Origin of the sequence: Paenibacillus sp. FSL H8-0261, from assembly GCF_045040645.1 — a bacterium.
Classification (GTDB): Bacteria; Bacillota; Bacilli; order Paenibacillales; family Paenibacillaceae; genus Paenibacillus_AQ.
Window position 1 is genome coordinate 321301 of record NZ_CP150297.1, and the last position, 17265, is coordinate 338565.

General features: G+C 44.1%; 11 protein-coding genes. 8 read left to right on the forward strand and 3 right to left on the reverse strand.

Annotated features, from left to right (window positions below; genetic code table 11):
- Positions 1 to 17 precede the first annotated feature (17 nt).
- Together MHI27_RS01480 and MHI27_RS01485 are read right to left on the reverse strand one after the other, a co-directional pair.
- Complete coding sequence (locus MHI27_RS01480; protein ID WP_042184188.1) at positions 18 to 863, reverse strand: carbohydrate ABC transporter permease; 846 nt, start codon at positions 861 to 863, stop codon at positions 18 to 20.
- Between the two features lie 25 nt (positions 864 to 888).
- Positions 889 to 1770, reverse strand: coding sequence for a carbohydrate ABC transporter permease (locus MHI27_RS01485; RefSeq protein ID WP_076285209.1), 882 nt, complete (start codon positions 1768 to 1770; stop codon positions 889 to 891).
- Positions 1771 to 1988: 218 nt separating this feature from the next.
- Between MHI27_RS01485 and MHI27_RS01490 the strand changes: the two genes are divergently transcribed.
- The 3 genes from MHI27_RS01490 (at position 1989) to MHI27_RS01500 (ending at position 5127) form a co-directional block, all read left to right on the forward strand.
- Positions 1989 to 2546 carry a transcriptional regulator gene (locus MHI27_RS01490; RefSeq protein WP_341059012.1) on the forward strand — a complete coding sequence of 186 codons (558 nt, stop codon included), beginning with the start codon at positions 1989 to 1991 and terminating at the stop codon, positions 2544 to 2546.
- Positions 2547 to 2757: 211 nt separating this feature from the next.
- On the forward strand, positions 2758 to 3942 hold the full coding sequence (locus MHI27_RS01495; RefSeq protein ID WP_052404114.1) for a polysaccharide deacetylase family protein: 1185 nt from the start codon (positions 2758 to 2760) through the stop codon (positions 3940 to 3942).
- Positions 3943 to 4110: 168 nt separating this feature from the next.
- Positions 4111 to 5127, forward strand: a complete 1017-nt coding sequence (locus MHI27_RS01500; RefSeq protein WP_042184192.1) for an AI-2E family transporter — start codon at positions 4111 to 4113, stop codon at positions 5125 to 5127.
- 122 nt (positions 5128 to 5249) lie between these two features.
- Here MHI27_RS01500 and MHI27_RS01505 read toward each other — a convergent pair whose 3' ends face one another.
- A complete protein-coding gene (locus tag MHI27_RS01505) occupies positions 5250 to 5639 on the reverse strand; it encodes a hypothetical protein (RefSeq protein WP_076299921.1) in 390 nt (129 codons plus the stop codon).
- A gap of 255 nt (positions 5640 to 5894) precedes the next feature.
- Here MHI27_RS01505 and MHI27_RS01510 point away from each other — a divergent pair, with 255 nt between their 5' ends.
- The 5 genes from MHI27_RS01510 (at position 5895) to MHI27_RS01530 (ending at position 17236) form a co-directional block, all read left to right on the forward strand.
- The gene (locus tag MHI27_RS01510) at positions 5895 to 11750 is read left to right on the forward strand and encodes an S-layer homology domain-containing protein (protein WP_405175426.1); all 5856 of its coding nucleotides are present in this window, start codon (positions 5895 to 5897) and stop codon (positions 11748 to 11750) included.
- Positions 11751 to 11928: 178 nt separating this feature from the next.
- Positions 11929 to 12147 carry a hypothetical protein gene (locus MHI27_RS01515; protein ID WP_340973778.1) on the forward strand — a complete coding sequence of 73 codons (219 nt, stop codon included), beginning with the start codon at positions 11929 to 11931 and terminating at the stop codon, positions 12145 to 12147.
- A 16-nt stretch (positions 12148 to 12163) separates the two neighbouring features.
- Positions 12164 to 13924, forward strand: coding sequence for an adenylate/guanylate cyclase domain-containing protein (locus tag MHI27_RS01520; protein ID WP_340973779.1), 1761 nt, complete (start codon positions 12164 to 12166; stop codon positions 13922 to 13924).
- A complete protein-coding gene (locus tag MHI27_RS01525) occupies positions 13921 to 15732 on the forward strand; it encodes a FecR domain-containing protein (protein WP_405175427.1) in 1812 nt (603 codons plus the stop codon). Before MHI27_RS01520 ends, MHI27_RS01525 begins: the two co-directional genes overlap by 4 nt.
- 34 nt (positions 15733 to 15766) lie before the next feature.
- Positions 15767 to 17236, forward strand: a complete 1470-nt coding sequence (locus MHI27_RS01530) for a stalk domain-containing protein (protein ID WP_339799822.1) — start codon at positions 15767 to 15769, stop codon at positions 17234 to 17236.
- Positions 17237 to 17265 lie beyond the last annotated feature (29 nt).

Genomic DNA, 17265 nt, shown 5'->3' on the forward strand with positions numbered 1-17265 from the left:
TAAATAGAATAGTTAGCTTATCCTTTGCTGGAACCAGCGGTCATGTTTACGCTTTGCATGATGGTTTTCTGAGCTAGTAGAAATACTAGCAGCAACGGGGCGATGGTGAATGCGCTAGCGGCCATGATCAGCGGCCATTTCAATCCGTAAGCACCTCCTTGAGTGAAGAAACTACGCAGACCGGCCGAGACCAGCTGTAGATTAGGATCTTTGGTGATGAGCATTGGCCAGAAATAGTTATTGTACTGATCAATGAAGGTGATCAGGGCTAGCACAGCAAAGGAAGACCGTGTAATGGGGACAAGAATGGTCCAGAGAATCCGCATATGCGAGGAACCATCCACTTCTCCAGCCTCTACCAGCTCATGGGGAACCTGAAGGAAGGCTTGCCGAATTAGAAAGATAGAGAAGACACTTACACAGTTAGATAGAATCAACCCGGCATATGAATCCAGTAGATGAAGCTGGGACAATACCAGATATCCGGGAAGATAAACGGCGGTGGCAGGGACCATATAGCCGAAAAGAATGACACCTGCGAACAGCCCTCTGAAGCGGAATTTCATATGCGTAAGCGCATAGGCCATCATCCCGGAATTTATCACCTGCAAAATAACAATCGACACGGCGACAAATACGCTATTGCCCATATATCTAAAGAAAGGGGCTTCGTGCCAGGCGGCTGAAAAGTTACCCCACAGCGGCTCTTTCGGCCAGATCGTCGGCGGAGACTGCCAGATTTCATCATTGGTTTTTAAGGCGCTGGTGACCATCCAATAGAAGGGGAAGGCCATGATCAGTGCAATAGCTGCAAAAAATAGATGGCGGGCCAGTTTGCCCACTCGTACGGTCGTTGCATTCATCAGTCGTTCTCCTTTACAGCAGTAGTTATTGATAATGGGTTGTCCGTTTACTAACCTCTAGTGAGATTACGGAGAGCAGCATACATATAAATACCAGAATCATTGCGACACTAGAGGCTTCTCCAATCTGAAAGGCTTCAAAGGCAGACTGATAATACATATAGAGCAAGGTACGTGTTGATCCCGAAGGTCCACCTTGTGTCAGTACGTTAATCTGGTCGTATGCCTGTAAGGCACCAATGATCTGTACGATGAACAGAAACAGTGTCGTTGGCGAGATTAGCGGTAAAGTAATACGGTTGAATTTTTGCACAGCATTTGCTCCATCCAGTTCAGCGGCTTCCAACAGATCGGTAGGGACATTGCGTAGTGCCACCAAGTAAAAAATCATCGCCCAGCCTACCGATTTCCATATCGTCACGAGCAGAACGCCGAGCAGTGCCCATTTAGGATCTTGAAGCCAACCGATTTTTTCTAGACCTAAGAGGTCAAGTACAGTATTAGCAAGGCCAATTTCAGGTTCATAGATCCAGGACCAGACAATGGATACCGCCACGGTCGGCGTGACCCAAGGGGAGAAAAGCAATACCTGATAGAGGGTGGAGCCTTTCAGCTTCCCATTCATCAGGAGTGCAAGTCCAAGTCCGATCAGAATAACGGGCAGTACACTTCCCGCACAGAATAACAAGGTTACTCTTAGCGCTTTATAGAAGGCGGGATTGCTGAACAGATCCAGATAGTTGGTTAGTCCGACAAAGGTTTTCTCGGGGCTCATGAAGTCCCATTCAGTAAAGCTGAGATAAAATACATAAAGTAATGGCGCGAGCCAAAATACCACGAATGGAATCATTGCCGGCAAGGTGAAGAGCACCGGTTTCAACTCACCTATAAATCTTGTGCGTTTCATTATTCTGTCGATACCCCATTCCATCTTCTGTTTTTAGCGGTATAATTCTGAGGAAAGCTCCTCCGTTCAAAAAAAATTGTACACTCATCGAGCAGCTGCGTGGTCAAGCGGGCGTAAAGATCGATGCGAGATTATGTAAAAATTTAAGAGATTAGAGAAAGTAGTTGCTATTTTGTGTAAAATAGAAAGTAGATTCTAAGTGGAATGAAGGTGCAGCTATGAAACAGGTAGCCTTTGGTGAAGAGAATAGAGACTTATCTCCACGCGAGCAGCTGCTGCGTCCGATGATTGATGCAATTGCTCAGACGATGGACTTATATGGCGCCAATTACTCATTCGGGCAGCTGTATGGAATTATGTTCTTTGAAGACCGGCCGATGACGCTTGAAGAGATGAAGAATGTGATGAATATGAGTAAGAGTAATATGAGCTATGGAGTTCGTTCTTTGATGGCTTCCAAGATGGTGACCAAGCTGGAGGAGAAGCGGGAGCGAAAGGATCTGTATGCAGTGGAAACAGATTTCTTTCAGACCTTTAAGAACTTTTTTGGAATGAAGCTGCAGCGGGAGATTGATGTCATGAGGCAAGCCTTGGATGTTGTTATTCCTGAGCTGGAGGGATTGGTTCATGCCGTGGATACGCCTGAGGAGGAGAGGCACTTCTGTCTGAAGGATCTGGAGAAGCTGGAGCATGCCGTTCAATATTATGATTGGCTGCAGCAGTTTGTGGACGAGCTAGGGGAAGATAATTACTTTGTAGACAAGAGAAGGTCCTAGACCGTCTACAATTACACATAGATGTACATAATTATATATAGATCTCCATGTGAGGGAGGTGTTCCTTAAGTCAGTTCAGGCTTAGGGTTCGCCTCCTATTTTTATGATAAGAAACAAAATAAAAAAGAAAATGTAACCAAAAGTAGGTGGAACTGTCACCAAATATGTAGTTACATAGTGAATAAAAGATCTTTTTAAGGAGATTCAGAGATTGCATACGAAAAAATATATGATACTTTTAGTCATTGTTCTGCTAATAAGTCTTGCTGCTATTTTCAACAATCAACACGAGTCTTCTGCAGTTACTATAGATGTGAACGGTCAAATCATTAAGACAGTAGCTACATATCCGGGCTCGCCTGATGAGCTAATGATTCCCAAGGCTGCAGCAGAACAGGCCCTTAATATGCATATCGGCTGGCAGAAGCAGGGGGCACTTCCGAAAGGTATTTACTATAGAGATCATGTAGCTGTGCTGATGTACCATCATCTTTCAGAGAAGCCAATGCCGCAGTTTCCTTGGATCTTATCTGCCGATCGGTTTGATGATCAAATGAACCTGCTGAAGCAAGAAGGGTTTCACGTGATTACGATGGAACAATACCGTGAATTTATGCTGAATGGCGGCACGGTTCCAGATAATGCGGTGCTGCTGACTTTTGATGATGGATATGAGAGCTTTTATGAGTTGGCTTTTCCTATTCTCAAAAAATATGGCTATACGGCAGTGAATTTTGTTATCGTATCTACGATTGATCACCCAGATCCGAATAGTGTGCCGAAGCTCAATTGGGAGCAGATGCGGGAAATGAAGCGGGACGGGATGGGATTCTATAGTCACACGTACGATTTACACCATTATGGTATCGTAGATGCTGAGGGTGGGGAGCGGCCAGCCGCCAGTGCTTTGTTATATATCGATGATGAGAACAGAAACGAAATGAATACGGAGTACTACAGCAGAGTTACTCGTGATTTAGCCAAGGCGGAGCAAAGACTGAAGGAAGAGCTGGGGAATACCGATTCAGCGATTGCCTTTCCTTATGGATCATACAATGACCGATTGCTATCGGCATGTGATTCACTCGGAATTTCGCTAACATTTAAAATCCAGGATGGGATCAATGCGAGAACGGACCGGAATGCCTCCCGGATCAACGGGGGAAGTCAGAGTCTAACTGCAGTCCAAACTCTTGAGCAGGTTAAACATATAGATTCGCCTATGGAATTAACCCTGAATAACCAAAGAGTAGCTCTGATTGGTAGTGCGCCCGAAATGAGGAAAGGGACCCTGATGGTTCCGTTTATACAATTATGCAAGGATCTACATATTGATCTTAACTACGATCAGAAGAGTCGAATCGTTAAGTTAATGAACACAACGGGAGGCTCATAAACGGCTAAGGAAATGTATGGAATGGATATCAGCTTTCCCTATGTTCATTAGGAGTTTACAAAAAGTGAGAAATTTCGCCAATTTGGGCGAATCACTAGTTGCTATAAGTGAATTCCTTACTGTAGACTATAATTAGAGTACTAATTGGTAGGCGAATGGAGAGAACAGATGGAAGTATTTAAGCGTTATTACGCGAATTTAACGGTCCGGCGTTTTTTTATTTTGGGGCTGGTTGCCCTGCTGCTATTCAGTATTAGAGATATGCTCAATTTAGTACTGTTAACATTTCTGATTGCTTATGTAATGAACAGCTTTCAGGTGCTGCTCACGAAGCGAATCAATAAATATGTTGCGGTCAACAGTAAAGTCATTATTGTTATTTTGTATTTAGCTCTGATTGCTCTGATCGTAGTGACCTTAGTGAATTATTTACCGAAGGTCTTCACACAGATAAAGCAGTTAACTAATTTTCTGACCAGTTTAACCCCTGCAAACATTCCGCAGAACGAAATCGTGCAGTATTTATTTGCCCAGCTTAAGGATTTGAACTACCAGTCTTATGTGAAAGATGGTCTTGAATACGTCCTGAAAATAAGTAATTGGGGCACAAGCTTCGTATTATCCACCATTCTGAGCTTTGTCTTTATCCTTGAGAAGAACAGAATTGTCAGTTTCACTGCCCGTCTTAAAGAGAGCAAGATTTCTTGGTTCTATGTTGAGCTTGAGTATTTCGGTAGAAAATTCATCTCATCGTTTGGTAAAGTGATCGAAGCGCAAATTCTGATCGCGCTGTTTAATACATGCTTTACGGTGATCGGACTCTGGATCTTAGGTTTTCCGTATTTATTCGCCTTATCGATTATGATCTTCCTGCTTAGTTTGATTCCAGTTGTAGGTTTTGTGATCTCCTTAATACCACTTTGTATTATTGGTTACAACATTGGTGGCATAGCAATGACGATATATGTATTGGTTATGATCGCCATACTACATTTTGTCGAGGGTTACTTCTTAAATCCAAAACTGATGTCATCCAAAATGAACCTGCCTATGTTCTACACCTTTATCGTACTTCTCTTCTCTGAGCACTATATGGGTGTATGGGGTCTAATTCTCGGCATTCCAATTTTTGTATTCTTCCTGGATATACTGGAGATCAATAGAGATAACAAGATAGAGACTTAGGAATTCAGTTAAATAGCGTTGAATATACGAAGAGGGTGATCCGATAGCCATTCAATGGCTTTCGGATCACCCTCTTTATTTTGGCGCGGAGAAATGTTATACGGCCACTATATGTATCTTTCTTAGCCGAAAGAAGTGAGAACACTCTCCGTAACGATGTCCCTCAGCTCCGCTTTGTGTGCTGCATACTGCTCGGCTGTAATGCTTCCAGAGGCTAGTCGTGAATCTAGCTGTTCCGTTAGCTGGGTTACCTGTAGATCGATCACATCTTCAATATCTGTGTTTTGTTCTATTGCAATATCTTGAAGTGATTTGCCGTCATATAAGGCATCGTACAGATCATCATCTGTGGGTTGGTTAAGGGCTTTCAATAATAATTCGTCTTTATCCGCAACACTTGTGGTGGACCATTGAGTTGACGAGCTTGCGTTAGCAGTAAGGCTACTCCAAGCATTTCCGAAAGACATTACTATAACTACGGTTCCTACTATAATCACTCTTTTTATATCCATTAGAGTCCTCTTTTCTTATTTTACGAATAACGTTTTATGGTTTCTGTTGAAAGTGTCTGTGATGGTTGTGGTTTAACTTATTTCTATTATAACCCGGAAAGCTGAGCTGAAGCTTAAACAATATTTAAGATAACCTAAAGATTTAACATTGAAATGATATAGCGATAATATACCCCTAGTATAATTTCCAGATGATCTAAATTGCATATTTATGCAGAAGGGTCACAATCAAACTTACGGGGAGTGTTCGGAGTTTTGAGAATAACAGCAAAAGCTAAACGTTTTCTATCCAGCGTAATTGCAAGTAGTTTGATGTTGGGGATCATGGTTCCAGCAGGATATGCGGAAGAACAGCGGCCGGATACAGAGCAGACATCTTCCGAATTAGGAGCACATTTTGATGAACAGGTTGAGCTCAACACGCTTTTAAGTCAACCGACTGTAATGACAGATGTATACGCGACACCAACCAATCCAGGCTCTTTACTTATTACAGAGGTTGTTCCAGATACTAAAAATGTAAAAGGCGCGGATGGTAGTTCTGTAGATGGTTACGAATTTGTTGAGGTTTACAATAATACGGACGAGCCGGTTAACTTTAAGGATTATTATTTCTTTTATAATGACAAAGATACTTGGACACCAAATGGCGATGCGGTCATACCGGCGCATGGAAATATCGTCTTCTGGATTATGAACGGCAATAATCTGAGTGTTCCTGCCGAAGATTTCATCAAAAACTTTAATCCTTCAGCATCTCTGCAGGAAGGTGTAAACCTGTTCCGTATTAACGGTGGCGGTGGTATGGCAAACACTTCTCCGCGCAACTTACAAATTAAAAGTAAAGCAGGAGATGCTCTTATTGTCTCTGCTTCTTATGGAAAAGAACAGGTGAAGGAAAACAACGGGATTTTCTATAAGTATTCGCAATCCGACAGCTCTATGATGAGTCTCATGGCGATTTCGGGAACGGTTGCGGCTACACCAGGAACCGTAGATCCAGAGCAACTGCCTGAGCTAGTACCTGGAGACAAGCAACCGGTAATTGAACACCACTCGCAGAGCAGTGTGGATCCAGCGGATCTTCCCGTCACCGCGAAGATTACGAACCTAGAGATTGGACCAGACGGAACGCTACCGGTAGTGAAGTTGCAATACGGCTCTCCTTCTCAGGTGAAAGATACGGTAATCACCATGACCTCAAAAGGTGAGGGGGAATACACGGCCGTGATTCCTGCGGCTGCACTGGAAGAACCAGAACTGCACTACAGCATTCGTGTAAACAATGTAACAGAGAGCTATTCTGTTCATGTGAACCTGCCTGCATTTGATTCGAATAATGTGCCACCGCTGTTAATTACAGAGCTGCTGCCCAATTCGACGAATGTAAAAGGAACGAGCAGCGATGCTTTTGAATTCATTGAGGTATATAACAATACTGATGCACCGATTGATTTTAAAAACTACAAGATCTATTATCGCTATCCTGATAAAGGCAATGCTTCCGATGTGAAGTGGCCCTCTACGAAAGAGAGTTTTGTAATTCCTGCACAGCAGTCCGTAGTGTTTTGGGTTATTAATAGTGCTAACAGTACATACAACGCTAGTGATTTTAACGCAGAATTCAACACTAATCTGATGGATGGCACGAATCTCTTTCAAATCAAAAGCGATGGGATGGCGAACTCTGGCCGCCGGGCCGTCGTAATCAAAAGTAATACCGAGAAAGAAATTTCCTCTGCGTATTATGATGCTGATCTTACCTATGATGGTGGGGCTAAAGGTGACGACACCAAAGAAAATAAAGCCCTTCTATACAAGTATCCTGTGAATGGGCAAAGTAAAATGCTCAAGATTAGTACAGGATCAGCGGTTCCGTCACCAGGGCAGGTAGATGTTGCACTGCTTCCTAACACACCGATCCATGTGGATCCGGATACCGAAAATCCGACGGTAAATGATCTGACTGCTGTAACGGAGATTGATCAGTCGATGAGTCTGGATTTGAAGGCTTTCGCGGATGACAATAAAGCCGTTACGTCTGTAGAAGTAAGGGTAGCTTCGGATAAGCAGCCTGATTTTGTCAGCCATAATCTATCCCAAGACTTTAACGATAGCTTATATCATTATAAATTGTCGTCTGCTGATTTGATCGGCAGAAATGAAATACAGTATTATTTCGTCGTTTCCGATGGCACAAATGAGACTGAATCTCCGGTAATGAAAGTGAAAATTACAGGTGGCCCAGATCAATCAGCGCTTCGTTTGAATGTTAAGGATGGGCAATTCATTAATGGCTCTATGACGGTAAAAGGAACCTCTGCTACCGCAAAGGCTGATGAAGTGGGCCTGAGCATCGACAATAAGGTGCTTGGCGATAACGAGGTATATGCCGCGCTTGAGAATGATGCTTACTTTGTATTTGATGCGAAGAATGTAGATTATTATTTCAAAAACGGTATCACCATGGGACCAGAAGAATTAGGGGATGCGAGTATTCTATACACCTTTATGGACCCGATTACTACGTATACGACATTGACCTTCCCGATCTCCTCTGCCGCTTTGCAAGTGGGCAAGGATAATGTGATCTACATTCGGGCGGGCTCTAAATCATCGCCTTTTGACCCTCGTCCCGAGGAGAATAAAGATGATTTTGAAGTAAAGAATGTGCGCCTATTACTTGCAGACGGTACTGAAGTTTGGGACCCTGCTTATGCAGAACGTGATAAAGAAATTAAGATGGGGGACAGCGCAGGTAAGCATGAATCCATCGGCTTCCGGTTCGATCTGAAATCTGATTTGTTCCGTTCGAAGGCTTATAACTGGAATACTACAGAAGTAACGGACGGAGAACATAAAGTAACAGTGACCGAAGGTGGATCCAAGGTATCGTCAAACGTAGTTGTAGACAACACGCCACCATCCATTAAAGCATCGATTGAAGATGGAAAAACTTATCGTGGTAATTTCGTAATTACTGCTGAGATCAAGGATACTTACGCAGGTGTAGATAAAGTTAGCGTGAAGCTGGACGGCAATGTTATTGAACTGCCTTATGCTACTACATCCGGAAAGTTGTCCGGTGGAGACCATACGCTTTCTATCACCGCATTGGATAAGATAGGTAATCAGGTGGAAAAGGTAATTACATTCCATGTACCGAATGAAAATCCATTTGCACCACTCCTGATCTCACCTCAGAACTGGGAGATTGGTGTGGGTACGAATCCGACCTTGAAGGTTAAGGTTGAAGATCCTAACCAGGATAAGATGGATGTTACCTTCTATAGAGGCTTCAAGTACGATGGTAACCATCCAGAGCAAGGATTTACTGGATTTAAGAACGCATCCGATACAGAACCGCCGAAGCAATCCGTTCCTGCGGGCGAAGAAGCCCTTAACAGTGACGAATACAGCAAAATAAGTTCAGTTGACGGAAAGTACTTAATTAACGATGCTGTTGAGCAATTCCCATATCAGCGCTATGAAATTAAGCTGGATGAATCGGTGAAGGCTTCAGATCGTGTGGATATTGAATGGAAGGGTAATTCACTTCCAGGTCGTAAAGTAAGTCTCTACGCGTGGAGTCCTGCTGAAGAAAAGTGGATACAGCTGGATCATTTAATTGCTGGTACTGAGGATTTTGAACTGAAATCTACGGTGACTGTTGGAGAATTCGCTAGCGGAGATAGCATTGCTGTCATGGTTCAGGATGAGATTGCGTCCGCGACTAAGACTGCACCTACAGTTACGCAGGATACCTATGATTTTTCTTTTGTATGGATGTCTGATACGCAATATTATTCTCAAAGCTACCCTTACATTTATCAGAAAAATGTAAAGTGGATTGCCGACAATAAGGATAATTTGAACTTGAAATATGTAATTCATACCGGAGATGTAGTGGACAAATCCTATCAGGAATATGAATGGCAAGAAGCCGATCGGGATATGAAGGTACTTGAGGATGCAGGTATTCCATATGGTGTTCTTGCGGGTAATCATGATGTAGGCCATCAAACCGGAGATTACACGAAATTCTGGCAATACTTTGGGGAATGGAGATTTAAGGACATGCCAACCTTTGGCGGATCCTATGACAACAACCGGGGCCATTATGATTTAGTATCTGCGAACGGAAATGACTTCATTATCGTATATATGGGCTGGGGACTGGCTGAAGAGGAAATTGAATGGATGAATGAGGTCGTTGCTCGTTATCCAGAACGTAAAGCGATTCTTTGTCTTCATGAATACCTGCTCGTATCTAATAACCGCGCACCGATTGCCGATACGATCTTTGAAAAGGTTGTAAAACCTAACAAGAACGTAATCGCAGCTTTATCCGGTCATTATCATGATGCGGAGCTTAAGGTAGATGAGTTGGATGATAATGGAGATGGCATTGCGGACCGCAGTGTATATCAAATGCTGGCAGATTATCAAGGTGCCGAAGAGGGTGGACTTGGTTATATTCGTCTGCTTCAGTTCGATGTAGCTAACAACAAGCTTCGTGTGAAGACTTATTCGCCTTACTTGGATGATTATAATTATTATGATGAAAATGAGTTCCCTGGCAAAGATGAGTTCGTACTAGATCTCGATCTGCAGCCTGTAACCAAACGTGTAGCTACCGATTACATTGGAGTTAAGGTTTACAGTGATCAGACAATTGCGACCCAGCAGCAAGTAGAGAGCGGTACGGAGACTCAGGTCACTTGGAGTAAGCTAAATCCAGAAAGCTACTACCAGTGGTATACAAAAGTCGAGGATGATAACTCTGGTAGTGTGCTTTCAGACATTTGGGGCTTCTACACTGGGAAAGAGAATGTAACACCGACACCAACACCAGAGGTATCGCCATCGCCAGAAGTAACGCCGACACCAGCACCAGAGGTGACATCGGCACCTCCAGTAGTTTTGCCAGTGCCAACAGTGACTCCAACGCCTACAGCCACACCTGGAGCGGGAAAAGGAAACATTGAACTGGCATTAGGAAGTAATGGAACGTATACAGCTGATCCGTCAGCCTTGAAGAAGCTGATAGAGGAAGCTGCTACAGGGGGAAGCCTAAAGATTAGCGTAGGCGGGGCAACCTCGGCTCAAGATCAGATTAGAATTGCACTTGATGCAACGAGCATCCAACAGGCTGCCGACAAGAAGCTGAATCTGAATATTGTATCTTCCAGCGTTACATTAAGCGTACCAACAAGCTCTTTACCAGCGATCCCGGCCGGCAGTGAAATGCTGCTGCTGAGCGTTGATACAACTACGACAGCTGTACAAAGCAATGTCGCTGGAATAAGTCCATCCAAGGCAACCGTGACGCTGAACCTCAGTACCACAGCAGGCGGCAAAGAAACGGCTATTCATCAGTTTAAAGGTGCTGTTACGATTACCCTGACGCTGACGAAGGAACAGCTTGCTAAGCTTGATACAGATTTTGCGGGTGTCTATTATGTAAATGGCAGTACCTTGGAATATTTGGGTGGAGTGTTTAAAGGCAATACCGTTACTTTTACAACAGATCATTTCTCTTCCTTCGCGGTACTGGAATACCATAAGCAATTTAGTGATACCGCTGGTCACTGGGCAGAGCTGTACATTTCCAAGCTGACGGCTAAGCATGTGATTAAGGGTATCGACGATACGCACTATGGTCCACAAGCGAATGTAACCCGTGCAGATTTTGTTACACTAGCCATTCGTTCACTCGGATTGAATGAGACAAGTGAAACTACGGGGAATGGTGCTTTTGCAGATGTATCAAAAGATGCTTATTACGCATCATCAATAGACAAAGCTGTCCAGCTTGGACTCATCCAAGGCAGTGATGGCAAGTTCCGTCCTAAAGATGCAATTACACGTGAAGAAGCGGCTGTTGTCCTGCAGAAATTGATACAATACAAAGCTGGAGTGCAGTCTTCCATTGCTGCTACTGCAAGCTTTAAGGATATAAACAGCGTATCAGAGTGGGCGAAGCAAGCGGTAAGTGAATTGCAAGCTAAGGGAATCCTTGACGGTAAGGGCGACAATCATTTCGATCCTCGTGGCAAAGTAACCCGTGCTGAAATTGCAAAACTGTTATATGGAATAATCAATTTATAAGAATAGTATGGCAAAGGCAGGCAGAGGTAACTCTGGCCTGCCTTTGTCATTTTTTGCACTCTATATTCCTTTTCTTCTAGCAAAGCAGGAAATTCTTACTATTCATATGATTTTTCATATATAATATTTTTGAATAAATTTTTAATAGACATAATCTAGCTTCCTGCTGGCAGTCATAATGATATCTTTCGTTGTTACACTAGTTATTCACGATGATCCGGCAGTTATTCTCCTTGTTACGGCACTTCTTCCAATTGGCGCAGGAATGGGTATTCATCCACGATTGCTTGTATTCCTTATTCTGTTATCCACTGCCCCCTTCTTCTTTGCTTATCAATTACCAACGTATTTGAACGCTTATTATAGCGCTGGCTCGGACTCATTGCATAATACATAGATTGGAGAAACGAACCTTGAGAGTAAAGTTAGCACATATTTTGCTTCTACTTACGGTAATTTTTGCGGTTGTACTGTATAGAGGGAGTCTTGACTCCATTGATCATCTGTTACAAGACCGCGTGATGCAGCACGAGAGGTCTGTGGATACAACGATTGCTATCATCGGGATAGACGACCAGAGCTTGGAGGACTTTGGCAGCTGGCCGTGGAGCAGAAATGTTCATGCACAGCTGTTAGATACGCTCTCCGAGGGACATCCAGCAGTGATCGGTTTTGACCTTACGTTCCCTGTAGGCTCGGAGGACCCGGAGGCGGATACAGAATTCGCTGCGGCTGTGGCCCGTGCGGGGAATGTAGTTTTGCCGGTATATGGCACATTTGCGCCAAATACCGAGCAGGGAAAGATCGAAGCGCTGGAGCTATCCCAGCCGTTTGAGGCTTTGCGGAAGGCCGCGGCTGCAACCGCCCATATCAATACTATTACCGATACTGATCGAGTGGTGCGTAAGGCTCTTTATTCTTTTGACTATGAAGGGGAGTCTATTCACAGCTTGTCATGGACGGTCTACCAGAAATATCGAGAGGCGATGGGGGGCACTGCTGATCCGCAGAAACTCCCACTGGATGACTTTGGGCGCTTTTATATCCCTTATTCAGGTGGCAATGGCGACTTTGAGGAGATTCCTTATTCGGCGGTTCTTAGCGGAGAGGTTCCACCATCTTATTTTGAGAATAGAATTGTGCTTATAGGGCCCTATGCTACAGGGTTTAAGGATGACTTCCTAACACCAATTAGCGGAAAAAATACGTTATATGGTGTGGAAATTCATGCAAATATCATTCAATCTCTACTGGACGATAATTATAAGCGGGTACTGGATTGGAAGTGGAACGAGGTAGTGTTGCTTTTTGTTGCGCTCCTAGCCTATCTACTATTCCGTAAAGTGAAGATGCTATATTCCTACGCGGTCATTGTGGTCATCATTGCACTTCTTATCTTTGCAGGTCGTTTTTTCTATGACCAAGGGATAGTAATTTCACTGGGTTATGTGATTCCCTTTCTAATCGTTAGTTGTATTATCGTAATAGCTTTTCAATATTTAGAAGAACTGATGGAGAAACGTAGAGTTACGGATATTTTTGGTCGATATGTTGCTCCGCAGGTTGTCGATCAAATTCTCAAGAACGGTCAAGAAGGGCTGAAGCTGGGAGGAAGCCGCAGAGAGCTAACCCTGTTATTCGTTGATATTCGCGGGTTCACTCCGTTATCGGAGGCTGCTGAACCAGAGGAGATTGTTGAGATTCTGAATGAGTATCTGGATCTGACTGCGGGTTGTATTTTTAAGTATGATGGCACGCTGGACAAGTTTATCGGGGATGCCACGATGGCGATCTTTAATGCTCCATTGCTGCTGGAGGATCATCCAATGCAAGCGGTGAAGGCGGCGTGGGCGATGAAGGAAGGCTCGGCTGCGGTGGAACAAAAGCTGTTCGAACGGTTTGGTCTTGTAGTGAAATTCGGTATCGGGGTGCATACTGGTCCAGCTGTATTCGGGAATATCGGCTCCAAGACCCGGATGGATTATACAGCGATTGGCGACACCGTCAACACGGCAGCCCGTCTGGAAAGCAATGCGAAGCCTGGACAAATCCTCATCAGTGAGGCTACCTACGCTTTTGTAAAAGATAGAGTATCAGCCGTTTCATTAGGAGAGATCAAGGTAAAGGGCAAGGAACAAGGAATCAGTGTCTATGAACTGGAGGGATTGAGATGAGGTCGTTAAAGCTTACACTGTCGTTTATGCTATTGTTCAGTATTCTTTGGCCAGCAGTTGTCACAGAGGCGAAGGATAGCGTAAAAATTGGGAAAATAACTGCGGTCTCAGGCAAGTCTGAAGTGAAAAAGAGCGGTGGAACGAAGAAATTCAACGCTTTTAAAGGAATGGCGATTACCCAAGGTGATACGATTATAACAGGCAATGATGGGCAAATTAGCCTCGATCTTGATGCTAACAAAGAAGTTACGATCGGAGCTAGTACTACGCTTACCATTAGCCAATTAGTAGAAAGCGCAAAGGCATTGGGTGGGAAAACAAGCCTGAAGCTGCAAAACGGGCAAGTCCTGATCAAGGTGAAAAAGAAACTGGATGGCGATTCTCGCTTTGAGATTGAGACACCAACAGCTATTATGGGTGTTATGGGTACAGAGTTTTTTGTTAGCGTTAATAGCCAAGGTAACGTAGTCCTTAATAATGGGATAGGGAATAACGGCGATTATCTGGGAGTTCTGGAAGGAACAGTTCATGTAGTTTCGACTATTGATCCCACGCTAATTGAGCGTATGATAACAGCCTCCCAGCAGTTAATTATGGAGAATCAACAATGGATAGAGTCGCAGTTGTCCCTAAATGCATTACCACAATTTGCGCTAGAGCAGCATTTGAAATATCTGAACGAAGAAGAGGTATTAGAATTCGAATCGGCTAAGAAAAAAATCGAGCAACTACTCGAGCAAATAAAAGCCGCTATGCCCGTTCACTCAAGTCCGCCTATTCCAACAATTCCACCTCAGATTCACTATGATCTATCTAGTTCAGCTCCCTTAGATATGACGAGACCAACATCGCCGACGAGACCTACACCAACGCCGACACCGGAACCGACGTCAACACCGACGCCGGAGCCAACAGCAACGCCGACGCTGGAACCAACACCAACACCAACACCAAAGCCAACACCAACACCAACACCAACACCAACACCAACACCAACACCAACACCAACACCAACACCAACACCAACACCAACACCAACACCAACACCAACACCAACACCAACACCAACACCATCGCCGGTACCAACACCGGAGCCAACACCTAATCCGCTAGGTGCGCCTGAGCTAGACCAGCAGGAATTTAGAGAACATATCTATGACTATCTCGTCCGTGATAATGAGATTGTTTTGCCGTTTACAGCACCGTTAGTCTTTAATATCGCAGATGACTCTAATCCTAATGCTGCGAGGGATGGGGTGAGTGTTACTTTGAATCAAAGTGAGGACAAGCTCGATTTAGGTGAGGTATATATTCGAGAGAATAAGCTTCACATTCAGCTGCGTGAATCACTTCCTTATAGCTCTTTCGTTCAAATCAAGATAAACGGCGGTTTGTTAAAGAATGCTCTTTCCGGGGGTGAAGTACAGGAAGAGGATCAACTGATAGCAGATGGCGGTTTTACCTACAAGGGAATGATCACTCCGAGTTATTTTAACCATACTGGCCCTATAGGTGAAGGTGAAGCACCAGAATTTATCATCCATTCGCTGGGTTATGATGTAGGGGAGATTAGATATCGTTATGAATATGATCTAGGAGATCCATCTCCACTAGAAGATACAGATTATGTACTGGAGCGGAACGGTGAGAATACTTTTGTGCTTAAACTTACTCCGGAGTTCTTGAATGGATTATTTCCCGAACCTTATATCGTTACTATTCCTCTCGTGAGGATTGAAGATACAGAAAACGGCCCTGTAGAGGTAGTAGTAGACAACCTCCAGATTAGATTATCTTTGTTATTTTAAAGGCGCAATAACCTTCGAGAGGAGAACAAACATAATGAAAAAGGAACTCATCTCCATCGTTTGTGGATTTATGCTCATAAGCGCAGTACAATCTAGCATCGTTACCGCAGAGGCAGTACAACCCGTAAGCGGCAACGTTCAAGGGAGTATAAATCAGAATATCTCTTCTAACGCTGTACTCTCTCTTAAACAGCCATGGGGATTGACTGCTGTATCTGGCAGCAATGACCTCATTATCGTACAGTCCGGAAGCAGTACTATCAGCAAGTGGAGTAATGGTAAGCTGCAGACAGTGGCTGGACAAGGTGCAGAAGGACATATCGATGGGAAGAGTGCAAAGGCCTTGTTTAATCATCCGACGTATACCGCTGCTGACAGTAAAGGCATTATCTATATCAGTGATACCGACAATCATGTCATCCGTAAAATTAAGAATGGAGAAGTATATACCTTCGCAGGAACGGGAGCGGCTGGCTATAAAGATGGACAACCCAATACCGCGCAGTTTAACGCGCCGGGTGGATTGGCAATAGACAGTAATGACAATGTATATGTAGCCGATACGCTGAATCATGTGATTCGCAAAGTTACACCGGAAGGTATTGTGACAACTTTTGCAGGTCAGCAGGGTAATATTGGTGCTTATTTAGATGGTTCGGTAGCTTCGGCCAAATTTAATGAGCCCGTGGGTCTTGTGTTCGATGAAACCGGTAATCTCTATGTGGCTGACAGTGGGAATCAGATGATTCGATTGATTAAAGGCAATATGGTTGAGACCTTTGCGGGCAAAGCAACGACAGTTGATCCAGTGACTGGATATATGGCTGGAGGGTTCCACAATGGAGATCGTCTGTCTGCGCTGTTCAATCGTCCTCGTGGACTGGCCTATGCCGATGGAGTCTTGCTGATTGCTGATAGTCTGAACCATAGGGTTCGGGCCATTCAGAAAGATGGAAGAGTCATCACAGTTGCAGGGCAGGGCACCTTGGGAGATCAAGTTGGAGCATTGGATAAAGTGATGTTTAATCAGCCTTCCGGTGTTGCGTTTGCTTCCGGGAAATTGTATGTGACGGATACGCTGAATAACAAGCTGAAGGTATTGAGTCTCGATTTGCAAGCCCTTAAGCCACTGCGTAGCGAGGGTGATCTGCTCGATGCAGTCTCGTTACTACCAGCGGGTAAGGACATGCAAGTATGGTTGGACGGAGTACAGGTGAAATTGAATACTAACAATCTATCACTTGAGCAATCCGGCAAAATTTATTTACCGGTTAGAGCGCTATTTAGCGCATGGGGAGCGGACATTCGTTGGGATTCGGCAAGCAAAGAGACGATGATTAGCAAAGGGGAGTGGACACTTTCCCTAAAGCCAGATGCAAGCCTTAATGTGCAAAACATAAAGGGCACTTTATATGTGGCAGCTGAATATTTGCCGACGGTTTCAGCTTTTATGCAGGTTTATGATGAGGACAGTCATGCAATTGTGCTAGAAAGTGGCCAATAATGGTTCGTTATTATAAAAGTTAAGGCTGT